This is a genomic window from Vibrio sp. 10N.222.51.C5 (genome assembly GCF_041474575.1).
Classification (GTDB): domain Bacteria; phylum Pseudomonadota; class Gammaproteobacteria; order Enterobacterales; family Vibrionaceae; genus Vibrio; species Vibrio crassostreae_C.
This window is the reverse complement of the sequence record NZ_JBFRUJ010000080.1, coordinates 1-23,271: the sequence shown is the minus strand read 5'-3', so window position 1 is coordinate 23,271 and position 23,271 is coordinate 1. Positions and strand designations below refer to the sequence as shown.

5 protein-coding genes are annotated in these 23,271 nt (G+C 46.4%); 3 read left to right on the top strand and 2 right to left on the bottom strand.

What is annotated here, in order from left to right:
- Positions 1 to 221: 221 nt before the first annotated feature.
- The 3 genes from AB4558_RS20890 (at position 222) to AB4558_RS20880 (ending at position 3,447) form a co-directional block, all read left to right on the top strand.
- Positions 222 to 1,811 (top strand): response regulator, encoded by a 1,590-nt coding sequence (locus AB4558_RS20890; protein ID WP_017064673.1) that lies wholly within the window; start codon positions 222 to 224, stop codon positions 1,809 to 1,811.
- Positions 1,805 to 2,137 carry an Hpt domain-containing protein gene (locus AB4558_RS20885; protein WP_017060508.1) on the top strand — a complete coding sequence of 111 codons (333 nt, stop codon included), beginning with the start codon at positions 1,805 to 1,807 and terminating at the stop codon, positions 2,135 to 2,137. The genes AB4558_RS20890 and AB4558_RS20885 overlap by 7 nt, the downstream gene beginning before the upstream one ends.
- 413 nt (positions 2,138 to 2,550) lie before the next feature.
- A complete protein-coding gene (locus AB4558_RS20880) occupies positions 2,551 to 3,447 on the top strand; it encodes an RNA polymerase sigma factor RpoD/SigA (protein WP_017060509.1) in 897 nt (298 codons plus the stop codon).
- A gap of 187 nt (positions 3,448 to 3,634) precedes the next feature.
- Here the strand turns inward: AB4558_RS20880 and AB4558_RS20875 are convergent, their stop codons facing one another.
- Together AB4558_RS20875 and AB4558_RS20870 are read right to left on the bottom strand one after the other, a co-directional pair.
- A complete protein-coding gene (locus AB4558_RS20875) occupies positions 3,635 to 3,988 on the bottom strand; it encodes a hypothetical protein (protein ID WP_017072193.1) in 354 nt (117 codons plus the stop codon).
- A gap of 209 nt (positions 3,989 to 4,197) precedes the next feature.
- A partial coding sequence (locus AB4558_RS20870) for a tandem-95 repeat protein (protein ID WP_372159069.1) occupies positions 4,198 to 23,271 on the bottom strand: 19,074 nt, incomplete at its 5' end.

Genomic DNA, 23,271 nt, shown 5'->3' with positions numbered 1-23,271 from the left:
ACAGAGAGGTGAGCTTATCGGCTTGCCTCTTTTTTATTTCTAAAACACGTATAACCCCACTAAAATCAGGTAAAAGTCACCTGCGTTTGAAGGCTTTCATAAATGTTATCTAATACTCTTTAATTACCAATAGTTTATTGAGTGTTTGTATGTGATATAGGCACCTTGACAATGTGCAACTTGACACCTAAATTAAAAAATAACATTTGGTATTAAGGAAAATGGATTTGACCTTACCAACAGACCTTCGAATTTTGATCGTCGACGACTCTAAAAGCGCAACAATACTTATTAAGCAGCAACTGGCTAGTTTGGGAGTTTCGCGCGACTGTATTTTTATTGCGACCGACTATCGAAAAGCCATTAAAGCGGTCGAGACACACTCTTTTCATGTACTCCTCATTGACTACCACTTAGAACAGTCTTTTACTGGCTTTGAGCTGTTGGGCATTCTGTATCGAAACCGCCTCATCGATCATACTGTGGCGACAATCTTGCTCTCTGGGGATATGCGTCAGGAAACAGTATTAACCGCCCTTTCAGGTGAAGCACACCACTTCGTTTCTAAACCGATTAATACTCAAACGTTGGGTAAAAAGATCCAAAGTGCCGTGTCCGTTTCAAAGAAACTCACCCAACTGAATGATTTGTATCCCATTGCCAGTCAAGAGAGATTAGCTCAAGCTTTGGCTATCTCCCCTAATGGTACTAGCGTTCAGTTCGAAGCGACATTGATTGAACATTTAATTGCAGGTAAGAAATGGCAGTTACTCTCTAGCGTCATTAACAACTCCAAAACCAACATGCACCCAACCAAATTGGTGGCTGAGGCGCTGATTCTCGACAGCTTAGGCAAGCCAAATTTAGCCATAGATAAGCTCCACAATTTTCTAATAGCACAGCCACTCTCATTGAGCGTGATTGACTGCTTAAGCTGTATCTATGAAAAACATAAAATGCTGCTGCCTGCTCTTAAATTAGCGATTCGTGCATTTGAGATGACTCCCAGCATCAGCCATCGTGCAATCAGGGCCATCGACTTAGCTGAGAACGCAGATAACACACATATGATCATAAAGTTAGGTGAGATGTATGCAACCCACATTTCAGCTGCTGACATTGATGTCATCCATTCCATTGGTGCGCACTTTAATTCCTTAAAAGCAACGTATCAGCGCGAGACGCAACTAAAGTACAAACGTATTTTGCTTGAGCACGCCAACCAATTCACCGAGTTGGTAAACCTGAAACTTCCGGTAAAACAACAGCAGCAAGTTTTGGCCAGCCTTGCCCTATTTCAGAGCAGCATATTGCTCATCGAAAATAGCCCTCAGATTGCCCACAAAAAAGTGATTAGAGCTTCGACACTGTTAGCGAACAATTTCCACAGCCAACCGACTTATTTGCTCACTCAGTTATTACCCATGCTCGCCCACTTTGGTGAGTACTCTCTTTATCATTTAACAGTGGAATGTCTCAAATCTCGTGGAGAAGCCATAAATCACCAACTTGAGTCCAAAAATGTCGACCCTTCAACGTGTATAAACATTGAAAATTTGGGTTCGATCCAAGAAATAAAGGACTACATTCACAGTTACCCATATTCAGTTGCCGCCAAACTTGACTATATATACGCCGTCAATAAAGCTCATATAGATGAGAAACTTAGCGACGACTATCTAGAAGAAATCTTACAGTTAGAACTTCCTCCAAAATGGAATCAATGGATTAGTGATTCATCAAGGTATGGTTTTTCCACTAAGCCGCCTAGCCCATTTTCAACATTCAGCCGACAGGAGTCCACATGCTAGACTTTGATGCTTTAAACGCCTATTTAGACAATGACAGAGACGTCATTTACGCCGTTTTGTCTACATATCAAGAAGACCATGGCAATTCGCTACAAGAGATCGAAGAGTTGGTTCAACAACAAGATTGGGGCAAGCTTCATTTTACCGTGCACACCTTAAAAGGCATTTTAGCCAGCTTTGGTGAAGAAACGGCCACAGTTGCATTGGAAAGAGTAGAACAAAACACACTCAATAAGCTTGCGCCGCAAGATGATGATCTTTCGGTTATCTACAGCGAAATGAAGATCATTAATCAGCAAATCGATGAGGTTCTTAGCACTTATTAGTCGATAGAATTAAAACGTGCATGGCGATACTTAACAGCCGACACAGCTAAAAGAGTTGAGGTGCTTGGAAACATTGAACCTCGACTCTTAACATTTTTCTCATCATTTCTCCTCTCAATTATAGTTCTAACCCACACCTATAAATTCACGTCATTTATCTAGATAAACCGATGTATAACACATGCTTTATAAACTATCCGTATTAATGTTTTAAACGAAAAACCAACACACTTGATGAGATGCAAAATAGTTAAATATTTGTAGATCTTTTTGTGACATAAACATACGAAATTGCATTTTATTTATTGGTAAAGAAGAAATTGTTATCTACACTCTAATGAAACCAAGCGTTAATCACTTGGTGGCATAATAAAAAAACTAAAACGTTCAGTCGGCTAGATAAGGACAAGGAAATGAACAACGATAGTTTTGCTGCGTTTCAGGGGCTCACGGATGAAACACCCATTACCGAATCATTTTCTACCAGTGCAGACCCTTATGCTCATTATCTGAAAGATATTGTTGGCATTGATCTGCTGTCGCGTGAAGATGAGGTGTATTACGCAAAATTGAATCGCGCGGGTGATAAAAAAGCGCGTGATGTCATGATCGAATCAAACCTGCGCCTTGTTGTGAAAATCGCAAAGAGTTACCTAAAACGTAAAGGCAATAATTTCACCCTGCTCGACCTGATCGAGGAAGGCAACATTGGCTTGATTAAGGCCATCGACAAATACGATCCAGAACCAGGCTATCGTTTTTCAACCTATGCTGTTTGGTGGATCCGCGAAAACATTGAAGCCGCACTCATGAACACGGGTCGAACCGTTCGATTGCCAGCCCACGTGTGTAAAGAAATAAACAGCCTCGCCTCAAAAAAGCTCGATGCAAGCAAAAAAATGAGTAAAGAGGTTTCAATTTCTGAGCTATCAGACAGTTCAGGTGTAAAGGCCGAACGCGTCGATCAACTGGTGGCGTTAAGCGGGTTTATTGACGTGACGACAACGGTTGGAACTAGCCATGCGCCTATGGTGCTTGATCAATGCGAAAGTGAATATATCCCAGACCCTCAACAAGATTGTGAGGATCAATCCTTTACCCAAGCTCTAGAACAAATCATCTATACACTTCCTCCAAAATTACAAAAGGTGCTCATCCACCGTTTTGGTTTCTTTGATAACAAGGTGAAAACGCTGTCTGAGGTCGGACAAATGTTGGATGTGAATGTTTCTAATGAACGTGTTAGACAAATGCAGAAAGAAGCGGTCGAAAGAATTCAAAAACGACTCAAATTTGATGGTTGGGTGTAAGTCGTAACCCAGTTGAGAATTAGTTGAAAATAACGTTAAGCCAAAACAAAGACCTTTAGGGTGAGCCTCCAAGCTTGCCCTTTTTGTTTGCTGATTCGTTAGAAAAATAAAAAGATCGTAAGCACACGAACCCTAAGTCGCTAATCCCTAATGCCTAATGAAAAATGACAAATGCCACACCATTAACTTACCTTAAAGAAGTGACTCGCTCACTGCGCAAAATGAGATAATTGATATAAGTGGTTTCAAGACAATCTTGTTCCCACACTGATAAAATCCGTTTAGCCGCAAAATAATAATCTTTGTTTCTCAACAACATCCCAACGGTGCGGCTAAGCTTTTCAAATCGAACGTGATCGCTCGCAGAGATGTAGTCATCTTCACTTTCAATAATGGGCGCTAAACCATCAGCAAACCAATTATTCAATATTTCTCGCATCTCTAATTCGGACTCAGGCACATCCACACTCGACAACTCTCGATGTTGAGGTGGTGGCACTATGTACTTCGACGCTTGCGGTGAACTGACATAACGATACATGCCCTCACTCCTGTCTAACTGACCCTTCTCATAATTAAGGACATATTTACCTGTTCTCAAGTTTATTTATCGAAACAAACAACAAAAAAATTAAAAAAAGCCATGTATCAATAACTCTACATGGCTTTAATGAGGGCAACTTTACGCTGCCCTATCTCCTTGTTGGCTTAGACTAAATGTCGGTTTAGACTAAAACTAAGCTCTCTCGATTAAATCGAGCTTTGGTCGAAGTCGTTGCCTTGATCGGTTCCAGTTTGAGAATCTGAATCAAAGCTTCCAGAGTCATCCGTGAAGTCAACACCTTGATCTTGACCACCTGAACTTGTCCAGTCGCTGCCTCCAGATTCCATACCCGCCATGTCTGGTTGCTGCTCTTGAGTAGAACCTTGCATGGTGTATTGATCATCGACCTCAACCTCAACAGAACCGCTAGCACCGTCTATTGAACTACCCAATTCGTCGTAACCTTGGAATTGGATCTCGCTAGTACCTTCATAACCTTCTGGAAGTTCAACGGATACAGGCTGCTCTAGGTTGCCACTGATTGTGAAGCTACCATCACCGTTATCCAGTGCGTTGTTCACAGTAGCGCCCTCAGGTAAGCCAGACATATCAGCGTAATCAACCGATTCGTTACCACTCACCTCATCTGGAATCGAGATAGAGATGGTATCGCCCGGTGCCGCGGTTACATCTGCTGTGCTGCCTTCAGTTTCAGCATCTTGAGCTTGGTCATCAGCTTGTTGAGCCACTTCCACTTGTTGCTCTTCTGTTGCTTGAGCAGCTTGGACTTGTGGTTCATCACTTTGTACTGAATCATCTTCAACTTGGATGCTTAAGCTGTGACTTGATACTTCACCGCCGTCGTTAACTTCAACATTCATCGCTAAATTGCCATCGAAGTCTTCGTTCGGCCAGTAAGTCCACTCACCTTCACCTGATTCGGCAAAGAAGCCAGCATCGTTCGCGTCTGCAACATCAACAACTTGTGCAGAATCACTGACGCCTAACTCATCCACCAGCTGTGCATCCGTGATAGTTAGTGAACCATCATCAGCTAAGGTATAACCTTCGCTCGCCGCTGCTTCATCGCCACTTTGGATATCCACATTGAAGAAGCTTTCGATGCGATTTTCGCCATCGGTCGCTATAAACCCAACTTGAACATCGCCGGTGTAGTCTTCAGCAGGAGTGAATTGATAGTTACCTTGGTTATCGCTCTCAATTACGCCCTGACCTTCCATCAAGCTTACTGACTCAATGCTCAAGCTGTCGCCTTCTGCATCGCTCAGATTCGCTAACATGTCTTCATCAGTGAACGACAAGGTGGCATCCGCTGCGATTTCCGTCGTTGTGATGCTGTTAACTTCTGGTGCTGCATTCTCTTGCGAGTCGCCTTCTTTCACGACTACGCCAGTTTGCTCATCATGAAGCACGCCATCTTTATCAACTACGTACGCAATGTCTGCTTCGCCCGTGAAGCCTGGTGCTGGTGTGAACGTCCAAGTGCCATCGCCATTATCGACAATCTCACCTTGGCTGCGGTCGGCAAGATGAACCAGTTTCACTTCATCATCGCTGTCTGCATCCACATTCTCAGCCAAACCAATTAGGTCGTCCGCCGTTAGGATGATGGAATCACCCGCCACAGTTTCGAAATCACCTGAATCGATACCATCATCAAACGCTTCCGGCTCATCTCCGTAATCAACCGTTGTTGCGCTTACGGTTACGAAGAACTCACCATGGAAGTCTTCAGGCGGCGTCATTTGAATGTTTGAGATATCCCAGTCGAACAGGTCGATGTATTGACCCGGCTCGGTGATCATCACGGTATTCACACCATCTGTTACCTCGAATCCAACAGGGAAACCTGTCATCACCAAGTTACTTAGTGTTTCTGAATCATCGACTAGGCCAACGTTCAGTCCCAAGTGACCCGTTTCATCTTCGCCGAAGACTAATGGACCGTCATGGTCAGTTGAAATAACCGCGCCATCTGCGACAGGACGTACGTACACAGGAACATCGAGAACCGTTTCGAACTCACCGTCACTCACGACAACTTGTAGGTCAGAAACACCCGCAAAGTCGCCTGTTGGTGTGAATGTCCAAGTACCATCACCGTTGTCTGTAACTTCTCCGCCATCTTCACCGTCTGCGGTGATAATGCGAGAAACAACAAGGTCTGCGGTATCAATGTCACCGAACAAGTTCATCAAGTCGCCAGCATCGAAGGTGAACGCGCCATCTTCGTCTGTGGTCATCATTGCGTTGCCGACATTGAATGGTGCGTCGTTAACCGGAATGACATCCACATTCAGCGAGCCATCAACCACTTCTTCACCGTCAGTAGCTTGATAACCGAGTTCTACTAAGCCATTAAAGTCTTGAGTAGTCACTAAGTGATACATGCCGTCTGGTTGCTGAGTTAAGGTCGCATTCGCTGGTGCTCGTACTGTGATGCTCTCAATGCTGATCTCGTCGCCATCAAGGTCTGTCACTTGACCCGCGATGTAAGCAGGGTCAATCACCATGACCACATCTTCTTCGCCTTGCATCTCAATGGTTGGCGCTTCAGGTGCATCATTCACTGGCGTAACATCGATGTTGCCGTCGACTGAAATTGTCTCTTGGCCATCGCTAACGTTAAACGTCATTGGCACATCGCCATTGAAGTTTTCGTTTGGTGTAAATGACCAAGTACCATCTTCGTTATCTAGCAACTCACCCAAGCTAGGGTCGATTTGTAGACCAGAAGCCGACAGCTCGTCTGCGGTGTTATCGATGTCGGTAGCTTGAGCTAACAACATGTCTTGTGTGATAAGAATGGTGCTGTCTTCGGCTGTGGTTAGTTTCACATCCTCAGATTCAGGTCCATCGTTCACAGCCAGAACTTCGATACCTGCCGTTGTTGTTGCCGTTGCACCGTCATCATCGGTCACGACCACATCTAGGCTGATATCACCATTAAAGTTCTCGTTTGGCGTGAAGGTCACAGCCCCATTATCGTTTTGAACCAAGGTGCCGTCAGAGCCTGAGTAAGTCACGCTTTCAAGTGACACTTCACCATCAACGTCAGAGCTATTAGCAATTAACTGCTCAGGGCTGATTGTGATGGTGCCATCTTCGTTCATTTGGTAAGACGTAGAACCCGCTACCGGCGCATCGTTAACATCCGTTACCGTCACACCAATATTGGCATCGACTGTCTCAGTGCCATCAGTCACTGTGAAGCCTAGGTTGACATCGCCATTGAAGTTCTCGTTCGGAGCAAAGCTATAAGTGCCGTCACCGTTATCAGTGAACACACCTTCTGCGCCCGTGTAAGACACGTCAACGATAGACAAGTCATCGCCGTCAATGTCTGCAGCACCTGCTAGTAGGTCTGCATCCGTGAAGATTAGCGTTCCATCTTCCTCAACAGTAAAGTTTTGGTCTTCTGCTGTTGGTAGGTCATTGACTGGGTTAACCGTTAGGTCGACTCCAGCTTGAACAGTTTCAAGGCCATCTGACACATCGAAGCTCAAATCAATGTCACCGTTGAAATCAGCATCCGGAGTGATAGTAAATGAACCATCTTCGTTCGCTGTTACGGTCGCATTGTCACCTGCAGATAGGTTGCTTGCGGTTAGTGCATCACCATCAACATCGGATGCGTTAGCCAGCAACTGCTCTTGAGATAGCGTAATTGAACCGTCTTCATCAACCGAGTAAGCCACGTTTCCGGCCACTGGTGCGTCGTTAACTGCAATAACTTCAATACCAGCGGTAGTCTGAGCCGTTGCACCGTCGTCATCAATAACCGTCACATCAAGGTTGATGTCGCCGTTAAAGTTTTCGTTTGGTGCGAACGTTACCGACCCATCTTCATTTTGAACCAAGATACCGTCTGCACCTGAGTAGCTCACGCTATCAAGCGACACTTCACCGTCCACATCGGAGCTATTAGCAATCAACTGCTCAGGGCTCAATGTGATGGTGCCATCTTCGTTCATTTGGTAAGACGTTGCGCCTGCCACTGGTGCATCGTTAACGTCTGTTACCGTTACGTCGATGTTAGCATCGACCGTCTCTGTACCGTCAGATACTGAGAAGTCTAGGCTTACGTCACCGTTGAAGTTCTCGTTCGGTGCAAAGGTGTAGGTTCCATCGCCATTGTCGGTAAACACACCCTCTGCGCCAGTGTAAGACACGTCGGCAACTGAAAGCTCATCACCATCAATATCAGAAGCACCTGCTAGCAGTTGCTCGTCCGTAAAGGTAAGCGAACCGTCTTCTTCAATGGTGTAAGCGACATCTTCTACAACTGCGATGTCATTCACTGGATTCACAGTAAGGTCAGCCGTTGCAACAACCGTTTCAGTACCATCAGAAAGGTCGAAGCTTAGGTCAATATCGCCATTAAAGTCAGCATCCGGGGTAATGGTAAATGAACCATCATCGTTTGCCGTAACGGTCGCGTTATCACCGGCGGTTAGGTTGGCAGCGGTAAGATCATCGCCGTCCACATCCAATGCTTGAGCAAGCAGCTGCTCTTGGCTTAGTGTGATTGAACCATCTTCATCCACTGAGTAAGCCAAGTCACCTGACACTGGCGCGTCGTTAACCGCGATAACTTCAATACCCGCAGTGGTTTCAGCCGTTGCACCGTCTTCATCAGCAACGGTGACATCTAGGCTGACATTGCCGTTGAAGTTTTCATTTGGTGCGAAGCTGTAAGTACCATCACCATTGTCAGTAAAGATACCGTCTGCGCCTGAGTAGGAAACGTCGCTAACGGATACATCACCTTCAATGTCTGAGCTGTTCGCAAGAAGCTGTGCTTCAGAGATGGTAATCACGTTATCTTCGTCAACGCTGTAGGTCGTTGAACCTGCAACTGGCAAGTCATTAACGGCAATGACGTCGATACCTGCGGTTGTTTCAGCGGTTGCGCCATCTTCATCCATAACAGAGACATCAAGACTGATGTCACCGTTAAAGTTTTCGTTTGGAGCAAAGGTGTAAGTACCATCACCATTATCAGTGAATACACCATCAGTGCCGCTGTAGCTTACATCGCTGACAAACACTTCCCCTTCAACATCCGAGCTATTCGCTAGAAGTTGTGCATCGCTTAGGGTGATACTGCCGTCTTCTTCAACACTGTAAGTCGTAGAACCCGCTACCGGTACGTCGTTGATTGGAACCACTTGAACATCAATATTCGCCGATACAACATCTGTACCATCACTCACATCGTAAGTTAGGTCGACATTACCATTGAAGTTCTCGTTTGGAGCAAAGGTATAAGTACCGTCGCCGTTATCCGTGAACACACCGTCTGTACCTTCGTAGTTAACCGACTCGACAGAAAGGTCATCGCCATCAATATCCGTTGCACCAGCCAATAGCTGTTCATCGGTAAAGGTCAGCGAACCATCTTCATTAATGGTGTAGTCGTGGTCGTAAATTACAGAAAGGTCGTTAACTGCTGTTACGGTCACGTCTAGTTCCGCTGGAGTAACCCCACCGTTGCCATCGTCTACGTTGTAGCTAATCGAGAATTCACCATTGAAGTTCTCTTCCGGTGTAATGGTGTAAGTACCATCACCATTGTCAGTGATAAGAGCGTTCTCAATGGAAACATCTCCAACACTTGGTTCGTTACCACCCGTTTCACCAGAATCATCACCTTCCTCGCCGGTTAGCAATTCAGAGATATCAATGCCGTTTTCATTCGCGAGCGCTTCTTCTGCCGTTGGTAAATCAAACGCATTCTCGCTGCCTACATCTTGGCTTGGAACAATAACGCCGTTCACGATATCAAATACATGCCAGTGGTCACCCGATGGGCTTTCAGATAAATCAGGGCTAAAGGTTTCAACCAATGTATCGCCAACAAATACCTGAACCTGTACATCTTCAACACCATCTACATCCCAACTTCTGCTGGTGTAGTTGTGTACTGAATAGTGCATGTCAGCATCTTGATAATTTGGAATAGTGATGGTTTCAGGACCACCGCCATTCGTGTCATCTACATCTTGCTGAACGACATTACCTTCACCCAAATCATGGCTCATGTCGCGATAGTAAATATGGTCTAGCTCACTGCCATTCTCTGTATCGTAGAGCCATAGGTGGTTGTCCATATCACGTGGACTGTCACCCCATGTGACCACGATACGCATATCTGTTTCTTCAAGGACTTCAGATATTGCAGTCACGCCACCATTGGTATCTTCGCCTGCTGGAACTAGGAAGCTGCTAGTAATTGAGCCTTCTTGTTCAATCGTAACGGTACCTTGGTCAACAACTGGACCGCTCACAGAGTAGTTACCAGATTGATCGGTCACCGCTGTGTAAGAATGACCTGCGTTGTCGGTTAGCGTAACATCCGCACCTGCGATTGGATTGCCAGTTTCAGCATCCAACACTGTACCGGTTACGGTTGTTTCATCGCCCTGCTCTCCGATAATTGCGGTCATGTCATCGTCTTCGATGTCAGTCGCGAATTGTAGGAGCTCTTCTTGAGTAATGGTGTATGAACCGTCTTCTTCAATGGTTATCGCCACATCAGCAGAAACAATTGGCGCGTCGTTAACTGGGTCAACGGTTAAGCCTAAGTTAGCGGCAATTGGTGTGTCGCCATCGCTGATGCTGTAGGCAACATCGATGTAGCCATTGAAGTTTTCGCTTGGAGTGATTGAGAACGTGCCATCGCCATTGTCGACAATCGTTGCATCGTCGCCCACTAAGGTTAAGTCGGAAGCGACAAGGTCATCGCCCTCAATATCAGCGGCATTCGCAAGTAACTGCTCCTGCGTGATAGTGATGACATTATCTTCATCAACGTTCGCATAAACATCAGATGTCGTTGGCAAGTCGTTGACTGGGTTTACCGTCAGATCGGCGTTCGCCACAATCGACTCGGTGCCGTCCGAAATATCAAAGCTTAGGTCGATATCGCCATTGAAGTTCGCATCTGGCGTTACCGTAAAGGTGCCATCGCCATTATCAACAACGGTTGCATTATCGCCTGCGCTTAAGTTGCTTGCGGTCAGATCATCGCCATCCACATCAGATGCTTGAGACAGCAACTGCTCTTGAGTCAGAGTAATCGAACCATCTTCATCAATGCTGTATGCCAAGTCACCCGATACTGGTGGATCATTAATTGGAAGAACATCAATACTTGCGCTGGTGGCTACTGTCGCACCGTCTTCATCTGTCACCACTACATCGAGGCTAACATCGCCATCGAAGTTTGCGTTCGGTGCAAAGCTGAATGTGCCGTTGCCGTTGTCAGTAAAGATACCGTCAGCGCCTGTGTAAGTAACACTATCAATCGCCACTTCACCTTCAATATCAGAAGAGTTCGCCAACAGTTGCTCTGCACTGATGGTGATAACTTCATCTTCGTTGACTGAGTAGCTGGTTGAGCCTGCGATTGGCGGATCGTTCACCTCAAGTACGGTGATTCCCGCGGTGGTCGCTTCTGTTGCCCCTTCTTCATCGGTAACAACAACCGCTAAGCTCACATCACCATTGAAGTTCTCGTTTGGCGAGAAGGTGTAAGTGCCGTCACCGTTGTCTTCGAACACACCGTCACTGCCAGTGTAAGTCACGCTATCAATCGCAACCTCACCTTCAATATCTGAAGAGTTGGCTAATAGCTGTTCGTTACTGATCGTGATTGAGTTGTCTTCATGCACAGTGTAAGACGTGCTACCCGCCACTGGTGGATCGTTCTCAGGCGTCACGCTCACATCAATGTTGGCTTGAACCGTATCCGTGCCATCTGACACATCAAAGCTGAAGTTCACATCACCATTGAAGTTCTCGTTTGGCGCAAAGCTGTAGCTTCCGTCACCATTGTCGGTAAGCACACCATCAGCACCCGTGTATGTCACACCTTCGACTGTTAGGTCATCACCTTCAACATCCGTTGCACCTGTTAGCAGGTCAGCGTCAGAGAAGTTAAGAACCCCATCTTCACCAATAGTGAATGCTTGGTCTTGTAGCTCTGGCGCATCATTGACAGGTGTTACCGTCAAGTCTAGGCCTGCAGCAACCATGTCTTCCCCATCGGTTACATCGTAACTAAATTCGATATTACCGTTGAAGTTTTCACTCGGTGTAATGGTGAAGCTGCCATCGTCGTTCATTTGAACGGTCGCATTTTCATCATTGGTAGTTAGGTTGATTGCTGATAGGTCATCACCATCAATGTCAACAGCGTGCTCTAGCAACTGCTCTTGAGTTAGCGTGATGCTGTTATCTTCGGCTGTCACGGCACTGATATCACCATCAACTTCTGGAGCATCGTTCGCTGGCGAAATGTGAATCGTCACATCTTGTGTTGCCGTTGCGGTGGTGCCCGTATCAACATCAGTCGACGTCGCATTCACGGTTAGAACCACATCCCCATTGAAGTCACCTGAAGGGATAAACTCTAGCCCTTCTAGCTCACCTGGTTGCAATGACCATGTACCATCACCGTTATCAGTACCTGCAGAAAGCGAGCTGCCTTCCGGCACATCTTCAATCAAAATAGCAAGGTTTTCTGAACCATCGGTATCGGTTAGAGCGGCATCAATATCGAGTGGTACAGGTGTATCTTCGGTACCAATGATTTGGTAATCCGCGTCAGACACTGTGATTTCGATGTTGTCGATACCAAACGACTCATCACTCACACCTTGGTTCAAGGTTGAACCGAAGCCTAACTCAAGTTGGCCGTCTTCAACGGGTACCGTTAGGTTGATTTGGTGCGCTTGGTCGTTCCAACCGCTGAAGCCTTCACCTTGCGACACGCCGTGAACAACTTCACCCACTTCATTGCCCGCTGAATCGTACAATGTTGTAGTGCCATCTTGAGTTTGGAACGCCGAGTTGTCTAACGAAGTTAGCTCTTCGCCGCCGACAAAGATTTGGAATGACTCACCATCCCAAGAATCAATTTCGTAGAAACTGAACGAGATATTAACTTCGCTCACATCACTTGGAATGTCGTAAGTTTTGCTGACTGCTTCATCGCCACCAGTGCCACCAATACGACCTAGCATGTCACCTGATTCGAAGCCTTGTGAGCTTTCAGTACCGGTATTCCAACCGTTTGATCCAGACTCGAAGTTGTCTGACGCAATCACTAGGTCAGACGCAATCGACAGCTCTGGCATATCAACCACAGATTGAACATCAATTGTCGCTTCTGCTGGTACTGTCGCTGTACCGTCATTCACGTCGAACGTCACATTTACATTGCCGTCGAAGTTTTCATTCGGTGCGAATGTGTAAGTACCGTCGCCGTTATCAACCAAAGTACCGCTATCTGAAGCCACATTTTCAACCGATAGGTTATCGCCATCAATGTCGCCCGCATTTTGCAGCAGTTGCTCTTCTGTGAAGGTAAAGCTGGTGTCTTCTTGAGTCACAAATTGTGGCTCACCTACTGTTGGCAAGTCATTAACTGGGTTAACCGTTAGGTCAGCTGTTGCTTGAAGCGTCGCATCACCATCGGTAATGTCGAAGTTCAAATCAATGTCGCCATTGAAGTTCGCATCTGGCGTGATAGTGAAACTACCATCATCGTTTGCAGTAACTGTCGCATCACCACCAACGGTCAGGTTAGCCGCTGTTAAGTCATCGCCATCAACATCACTCGCTTGAGCAAGTAATTGCTCTTGGCTCAAGGTAATTGAACCATCTTCGTCCACGCTGTACGCCAAGTCGCCCGATACCGGAGCATCGTTAACAGGCAGAACATCAATGCTTGCGTTGGTCGCTACGGTTGCGCCGTCTTCATCAGTAACGACAACATCAAGGCTTACATCGCCATCGAAGTTAGCGTTAGGTGCGAAGCTGAATGTTCCGTCACCATTGTCGGTAAAGATACCGTCTGAACCTGTGTAGTTAACGCTATCAATCGCCACTTCACCTTCGATATCAGAAGCATTCGCCAACAGTTGCTCTGAACTGATGGTTATAACTTCATCTTCGCTGACTGAATAGCTGGTTGAGCCTGCGATTGGTGGATCGTTCACCTCAAGTACAGTAATACCCGCGGTGGTCGCTTCAGTTGCGCCCTCTTCATCAGTAATGACAACATCAAGGCTAACTTCGCCGTTGAAGTTTTCGTTTGGCGAGAAGGTGTAAGTACCGTCACCATTGTCTTCAAAAACACCATCAGCGCCAGTGTAAGTCACGCTATCGACTGCCACATCACCTTCAATGTCCGAAGAGTTAGCAAGTAACTGTTCGTCGCTGATGGTAATTGAGTTGTCTTCATGAACGGTGTAAGACGTGCTACCTGCAACAGGTGGATCGTTCTCTGGTGTCACGCTGACATCAATGTTGGCTTGAACCGTATCCGTGCCATCTGACACATCAAAGCTAAAGTTCACATCACCATTGAAGTTCTCATTTGGCGCAAAGCTGTAGCTTCCGTCGCCATTATCAGTAAGAACACCGTCCGCACCTGTGTAAGTCACGCCTTCAACCGATAGGTCATCCCCATCAATGTCGGTCGCACCTGTTAGCAAGTCTTCATCTGTGAAGTTCAAGATGCCATCTTCGCCAATGCTGAACGTTTGATCTTGTGGTTGTGGAAGGTCATTAACTGGATTAACGGTTAGGTCAGCCGTCGCAACCAGCGTATCTGTACCGTCGCTAATGTCGAACGTTAGGTCAATGTCACCATTGAAGTTCGCATCTGGCGTAATGGTAAAGCTGCCGTCATCGTTAGCAACAACCGTCGCGTCTCCATCAACAATCAAGTTAGAAGCAGTCAGGTCGTCGCCATCTACATCGCTTGCTTGAGAAAGAAGCTGCTCTTGGCTCAAGGTAATCGAACCGTCTTCCTCTACGCTGTATGCCAAGTCTCCTGATACTGGAACATCATTGATTGGCAGGACATCAACCGTAATATGAGTATCAACTTGAGCGCCGTCTTCATCTTGAATGGTCACATCCAACTGCACTTGGCCGTTGAAGTTTTCATTCGGAGCGAAGCTACATGTACCGTCACCATTGATTGAGAAGATACCGTCTGGGCCATCGTAGTTGATCTCAACAAGCTCAACATCACCTTCAATATCAGAAGCGTTCAGCAGAACTTGAGACTCATTGAAAGTCAGTACTGAATCTTCATCGATGGTGTATGACGTTGGGCCAGCAACTGGCGGATCGTTCACTTCTAGAACCGTAATGCCCGCTGTAGTCGATACGGCTGCATCGTCTTCATCCACAACAACCACATCAAGGCTAACTTCGCCATTGAAGTTCTCGTTTGGAGAGAAGGTATATGTGCCGTCACCGTTGATTTCTAGAACACCGTCACTACCACTGTAAGTCACGCTATCAATCGCCACTTCACCTTCGATATCCGAAGAGTTCGCTAGCAGTTGTTCGTTACTGATTGTAATAGAGTTGTCTTCATGAACCGTGTAAGACGTACTACCCGCAACCGGAGGGTCATTCTCTGGCGTAACGTTCACATCAATGTTAGCGGTTACCGTATCGGTACCATCTGATACATTGAACGAGAAGTTCACATCGCCATTGAAGTTTTCGTTTGGCGCGAAGCTGTATGTGCCATCGCCATTGTCGGTTAGGACACCATCTGCGCCAGTGTAAGTTACACCTTCAACACTTAGGTCGTCCCCTTCAATGTCCGTTGCACCTGTTAATAGGTCTTGGTCATTGAAGGTTAACACGCCATCTTCGCCGACTGTGAATGCCTGGTCTTGTGCTTCTGGACCATCGTTCACTGGTGAAACCGTTAGCTCTAGGTTGGTAGAGACAACATCATCACCATCAGACACATCAAACGTAAAGTTAACATCGCCATTGAAATCAGCTTCTGGCGTTAATGTGTACGTTCCATCACCGTTATCGGTAATCGTAACGCTCTCATCATCGGTTGCTAAATTCAGAGCCGTCAGCTGATCGCCATCGAGATCACGAGCATTAGCTAACAAGTCTTCTTGCGTAATGGTGATAGAACCATCTTCTTCTACTGTTGCTGCAACAGGCAGCGCTTCAGGTGCGTGCTCAATGTGCGCGCCTGTCGCGTTAATGTAGATGGTTTGAGAGACCGTTTCAGAATCATCATTCGATAGCTCTGTTGCGGTTGCCGTTACATGAACTTCAAACTGTTCGTTGAAGTCTTCTGGTAACTGGATTTGTAGTGAATTTTCGATAGCCGTTGTCGGTAAGTTCACCGTACCATCAGGGCCAACCGTTACTTCACCGCTGTAGATTTGGCTGTTCACTTCACCCACATCGATTGTGAAGTTGAAATCTGTGTAGTCAGCATCACCGCCGCCATACAAATCTTCAAAGCCGTAAACCAGCTCGCCGTCTTCATTAACCGTCGTGCGAGTATGTTCGATACCATCTTGGTTTAGCTGAGAGCTTGAACCACCATGGAAGATCGCGTCACCATTCTGGCCTTGAATCACTGTCTCGGTTCCATCAGCAGCCACAAAGACAAGTTGAGGATCAACCGTATCCATGTTCGCAGGCGAACCATCCTCAGCACGGAACTCGTACTGACCGTCTTGCATCGCATCAAAGTCGTTGTGCTGATGTCCGTTTGGAATTAAGAACAGGTTAAAGCTTTCGCCTTCCTCGACTTGGAAGCTGAATTGATCTTGCCCTGGAACAAGGTCGCCGCCACCACCAACTTGTGATGCGTTTTCGTAAACAACTTCAACACCTGTGATGTTGCCGTCTTCGTCTACTTTGTAGTAACCCGCAGCGTTTTGGTAGCCAGCCGTCTCACCTTCAAACGTTACTGTGATTTCAGTGTCGTTGTAACTGGTGATACCGTTCTCTTGGTCATTCAGAACGCCTTCGTTATCGTATTGAATAACCGAACCTTCTGGCACACCATCTACTGTAACAGTGAGTGTTTCAGACAAGTCTTGGTCGACAAGTGCCGCCGCAATGTTCAGTTCAACAATGCCGCCTGGCTCAACCAAAATAGCTTGGTCATCAACGTTAACGCCGTCGCCATCGGTTATCACAAGATCCGGCGCATCCGCGACTGCTTCAATATGAACGTTAAGGTCTTGTTCAACCTCATCCGTACCGTCTGTTACCGTAAAGCTGAACTGCAGATCACCACTGAAGTGCTCTTCAGGAACGAAGCTGAACGTGCCGTCACCATTGTCGGTGACTGTGCCTTCATCGCCAGAGTAATTGATGCTAGTAACGCTTAGGTCGTCGCCATCAATATCAATCGCACCACTCAACAGATCTTCTTGAGTGAACAGGATGCTGCCATCCTCTTCGATGTGGTACATGCCTGGGGCAACAATTGGAATGTCATTCACCGGATTCACGGTCAATGTCATATCATTAGACGTGCTCAGCTCACCATCGCTCACCTCATAAGTGAATGCAATATCACCGTTGAAGTTTTCAGAAGGTGTCACTGTGTACGTGCCATCACCATTGTCTACAATGCTGGCGTTCGGATCATTGGTTTCAAGCGAAGAAGCAAATAGCTCATCGCCATCTTGGTCGCTCGCGTTCTCCAACAGCATTTCTTGTGTAACGAGGATTGAACCATCTTCGTCGACATCTGCCACCATCGGTGTCGCTTCTGGCGCATCGTTGACGAACTCAACTTTTAGGTCGATGTTTGCGGCAACCACATCAGTGCCATCGCTCACATCAAACGCTAAGTCAACATTACCGAAGAAGCCTTGCTCTGGTGTTAATGTGTATGTTCCGTCACCATTGTCTGTGACTTCTACCGTGTCGCTTGCGCTCGTTACATTCACAACTGACAGTTCATCACCTTCAACGTCTGTCGCTTGTGCCAGTAATTCAGCTTCGGTAATAGTAATCGCTTGACCATCTTCCGTAGCGAAAGACATGTCAGGCACGTCTGGGGCATCATTGATTGGATTTACGGTTAGGTTGAGGTCAGCGGCAACAGTTTCGATTGCGTCAGTGACATCGTAAGTAAATTCAATCTCACCAAAGAAATCTGCACTTGGTGTAATCGTGAAGCTACCGTCTGGGTTTTCTACAACAACAGCATTTGGATCGTTGGTCGCAAAGTTAACCGCTTCAAGGTTATCGCCATCTACATCGGTTGCATTCGCTAACAGATCCTCTTGAGTAATAGTGATTGAACCATCTTCATCAACAGTGGCTTCAATTGGACCACTCACCTCAGGGCCTTCATTGACAATTTCAACGTCAATTCTTGCAGTGCTTGGTGCACTTGCTTGGCCATCACTGATATCGAAAGTCAGATTCACTTCACCGTAGAAGTCTTCTGCAGGTTCGAAGGTAAAGGTATTATCACCGTTATCCGTTAACGTACCTTGCGTTTGGTCTGCAAGTAATAGGTTTTCGACATGAAGAATGTCGCCATCAACATCGGTCGCACCAGACAATAGGTCTTTCGCTTCGATGATCATGGAGCCGTTTTCAAGCATTTGGGTGTGCAATGGTTCACCCGGAACCGGCACATCATTGACTGGTACGACCGTTAGGTCTAGATGCGTTGCAACTTCATCAGTTCCATCAAACACCTTGTAGTCGATGTCGATTTCACCATTGAAGTTTTCATTCGGCATGAAGGTAAACGTACCATCGCCGTTATCAACTAGCTCACCGTTATCACCACCGTAAGTGATGTCAGAAATAGACAGCGTATCGCCTTCCACATCTGTGGTGTTCGCTAGCAAGTCATCTGCACTGAACGTGATACCTTCATCTTCATCTGTCGATAGAACAATCGGGCCAGAAACGATTGGCGCATCATTTACTGATTCGAAATTGATATTGATGATATTGCTGTCTGTCAGCTCACCATCGGTAACTTGGTAACCAAGTTCGATTTCACCATGGAAGTTTTCATCCGGTGTTACCGTCCAAGTGCCATCACCATTATCGGTGAGTGTTGCATGCTCTGAGTTTTCACCCACTAGCTCTAGATTTTCAATATCAAGGTCGTCGCCATCAATATCAGATGCTTGCGCCAGTAGTTGCTCTTCGGTAATCACAACCGAAGCAAACTGGGCAGAACCATCGGTATCGACAGTAATATTCGGAAGATCAGCCGTTAACTCGATTTCGTTGTCACCCGCATGGATATTCAACTCAACCGTTTCAGTAATCTCTGAGCCATCTACACCAATCGATGTAAACACCGCTTCATCATGACAAGTTTGTGACACTGTCATGTTTTGAACGACGTAAGTACCATTACCTTGCACGGTACCAAGCTCAAAGTAGGACACTGGTTGATCAACCGTTAGCGTGTAATCTGTCTCGAAAGTACCACGGTCTTCTTTGTGGTAAGTCATCGAGTCAATTAGGTCGCCATCCTCATTGAACGCTTTGATTTCTACTTCTGTAAAGTGACGAGACTCTTCCATGAACCAGCCACCCAAACCATCTAGGTGGAAACTGATTTCATTGATGTCTTGACCTTCAACTGAAACCGTCAGTTTCTCATCACCACTTAAGCCTTGGCGGTCAGTATCACCGATACCATGACCAATGTGGGTGTTGCCATTCCAGGCACCAAGAGGGTCATCGTTACTTTGAACAGTTACCGTTAAGTCACCATCTGAGAACTCACGCGTATAAGGGTCAACTTCTGTACCCCAATCATCCACACTCGCGTTATCGTCAAACGTACCGATTTGTGTGGTGTGTGTACCTTCAGCAAGAGCATCTTCACTTGGAACAAAGCGCACTTCGGTATCTGCAGGAACTTCTTGTCCTACTTCCAGTACCACCCATTCGTCATTCACATTTGCTTCAATGATGCCGTTTTCTGGCGCTTGGTCTAAACGTAGTGCTGGTTCTTCACGAAGTGTCACACCAACTGTTTGGTCTTCTTGCGCTTGGATGAAGATTTCATCGCCCGCTTCTGGCGCATCGTTGACAGGGTTAACCGTCAAGTCGAGTGTCGTCAGAACTTCATTCTCACCATCACTGATGCTGTATGTGAAGTCCAACTCGCCATTGAAGTTTTCTGTGTGCGTAATAGTGAATGAACCATCGTCATTAGTAACAATTGTCGCATCTGGATCGTTGGTTTGTAGGTTAGATGCCGTTAACTCATCACCTTCAACATCGGTCGCATTAGCGAGTAACTGCTCTTGAGTAATGGTGATTGAATTATCTTCATCGACTTCAGCCTGAATGCCCGAAGTTTCAGGTCCGTCATTCACAGCGATAACATCGATGCCAGCGGTTGTGGTTGCGGTTGCACCGTCTTCGTCAACGACAACAACGTCTAGTGAAATATCACCATCGAAGTTTTCATTTGGCGTAAAGGTGTAAGTACCATTGCCATTATCAACAAAAGAGCCGTCATCACCGGAGTACGATACTCCAGACAGTGAAACATCACCTTCTACATCGGAAGAGTTTGCCAATAATTGCTCATCACTGATCGTGATTTGGCCATCTTCTTGAACTGTGTACGATGTTGAGCCCGCTACTGGTGGGTCATTCTCAGGCGTTACGCTGACATCAATAACAGCTGATGTTGAATCAGTACCGTCAGAGACATCGAATGAGAATTGAACATCACCATTGAAGTTCTCGTTTGGAGCAAAGCTATATGTGCCGTCGCCATTATCGCTAAGAACACCATCTGCACCAGTGTAGAGCACGTTTTCAATCGACAGTTCATCACCATCAATATCCGACGCACCTGCAAGCAGGTCAGCATCGGTGAAGAGTAACGTACCGTCTTCTTCAATCGTGAACTGTTGATCTTGCGCTTGTGGCAAGTCATTAACCGGATTCACGGTAATGTCTAGGCCAACTTGAACTGAACCACCATCGTTATCGATGATATCGAAGTTCAGATCTAGGTCACCGTTGTAATCTGCGTTCGGTGTGATGGTGTAGCTGCCATCATCATTGTGTTGGATGGTCGCATTTTCATCAGTAGATAGATTGATAGCTTCTAAGTTATCGCTATCGATATCACCTGCTCTTGCTAGCAATTGCTCTTGGCTTAGCGTGATGGAGCTATCTTCATTGATGGTGTAAGCCAAATCGCCCGATACTGGCGCATCATTGATTGGCAATACATCAACGTTAATGTGTGTTTCAACCGTTGCGCCATCTTCATCTTGAATGGTCACACCCAGTTGAACCTGACCATTGAAGTTTTCGTTGGGTGCAAAGCTGCATGTACCATCACCATTTACAGTGAAGATACCGTCAGAGCCATCGTAGTTAATGCCAACAAGTTCTACATCGCCTTCGATATCCGAAGCATTCACAAGAATCTGAGATTCACTGAACGTCAGAACCGAATCTTCGTCAATGGTGTATGACGTTGGACCCGCAACTGGTGGATCGTTCACTTCAAGAACGGTAATACCTGCTGTGGTTTCATCAATTGCACCTTCTTCATCTGCAACAATCACATCAAGGCTGATATCACCGCTGAAGTTTTCATTAGGAAGGAAGGTATAGCTGCCATCGCCGTTATCTTGGAACACACCATCAGTGCCACTGTAAGTCACAGTATCAACCGACACCGCACCTTCAATATCCGAAGAGTTAGCTAGCAACTGTTCATCAGAAATTGTGATGGCATTGTCTTCATTGACCATGTATGAGGTTGAACCCGCAACTGGCGGATCGTTCTCAGGAGTCACACTCACATCAATGTTAGCGCTGACTGTTTCTGTGCCATCAGACACATCGAAACTGAAGTTCACATCGCCATTGAAGTTCTCGTTTGGCGCAAAGGTATAAGTACCATCACCGTGGTCGGTCAGTACGCCATCACCACCTGTATAGCTAATACCTTCAACGGTTAAGTCGTCGCCATCAATATCGGTGGCACCGGTAAGTAAGTCGGCGTCTGTAAATTGAAGCGTACCGTCTTCTGCGATACTGAATTGTTGGTCTTGAGGAACCGGCAAGTCATTAACTGGGTTAACAGTAAGATCGGCGGTTGCTTGAACCGTGTCAGTACCGTCAGTGATGTTGAATTGAATATCAATGTCACCATTGAAGTTCGCATCTGGTGTGATGGTGAAACTGCCGTCATCGTTAGCTACAACCGTCGCATCACCACCAACTGTTAAGTCACTTGCGGTTAGATCTTCGCCTTCTACATCGGACGCTTGAGACAACAGCTGATCTTGGCTCAGTGTGATTGAACCATCTTCGTTAACGTTGTAAGCCAAATCACCAGACACTGGCGCATCATTGATTGGTAATACGTCAACATTGATGACGGTTTCCACTTCTGCACCATCTTCATCACGAATGGTGACATCAAGCTGAACTTGGCCATTAAAGTTCTCATTTGGAGCGAAGCTGCAAGTGCCGTCACCATTTACTGAGAAGATACCCTCAGGGCCATCGTAGCTAATACCAACAAGCTCAACATCCCCTTCTACATCTGAGGCGTTAAGCAACACTTGAGACTCACTGAAGGTAAGTACTGAGTCTTCATCAATGGTGTAAGACGTAGGGCCTGCAACCGGCGGATCGTTCACTTCAAGAACATTGATGCCCGCGGTCGTTGAGTCGGTCGCACCATCTTCATCAGCAACAACCACATCCAGTGCAATTTCACCGCTGAAGTTCTCATTTGGCGAGAAGGTGTAAGTGCCGTTACCATTGATTTCGAGGACACCGTCGCTACCAGAGTAAGTCACGCTGTCTATCGATACATCACCTTCAATATCTGAAGATGTTGCCAATAGTTGTGCATCAGAAATGGTAATCGAATTATCTTCATTCACCGTGTAGGACGTTGAGCCCGCAACAGGCGGATCGTTCTCAGGAGTCACGCTAACATCAATGTTTGCAGACACGGTATCGGTACCGTCTGACACATCGAAGCTAAAGCTCACATCACCATTGAAGTTTTCGTTTGGAGCAAAGCTATATGATCCCTCACCCAAGTCAGTCAGTACGCCATCAGTGCCTTCATAAGTGATGCCCTCAACCGTCAGGTTATCACCTTCAACGTCTGTCGCGCCTGTAAGCAGATCCGCGTCTGTGAACTGTAAAGTACCGTCTTCTGCAATACTGAACTGTTGGTCTTGAGGTACTGGCAAATCATTTACTGGGTTAACGGTTAGGTCTGCAGAAGCTTGAACCGTATTGGTGCCATCAGAGATATCGAAGCTGATATCGATGTCACCATTGAAGTTCTCATCTGGCGTGATGGTGAAGCTGCCGTCATCATTAGCTACAACCGTCGCATCACCGTCGACCGTTAGGCTGCTGGCCGTCAAGTCATCGCCTTCCACATCTGATGCTTGAGAAAGCAGCTGCTC

Bases quoted from the DNA above. Each gene is read 5' to 3' on its own strand.
- AB4558_RS20880 (WP_017060509.1), top strand. From the start codon at position 2,551: ATGAACAACGATAGTTTTGCTGCGTTTCAGGGGCTCACGGATGAAACA.
- AB4558_RS20875 (WP_017072193.1), bottom strand. From the start codon at position 3,988: ATGTATCGTTATGTCAGTTCACCGCAAGCGTCGAAGTACATAGTGCCA.
- AB4558_RS20890 (WP_017064673.1), top strand. From the start codon at position 222: ATGGATTTGACCTTACCAACAGACCTTCGAATTTTGATCGTCGACGAC.
- AB4558_RS20885 (WP_017060508.1), top strand. From the start codon at position 1,805: ATGCTAGACTTTGATGCTTTAAACGCCTATTTAGACAATGACAGAGAC.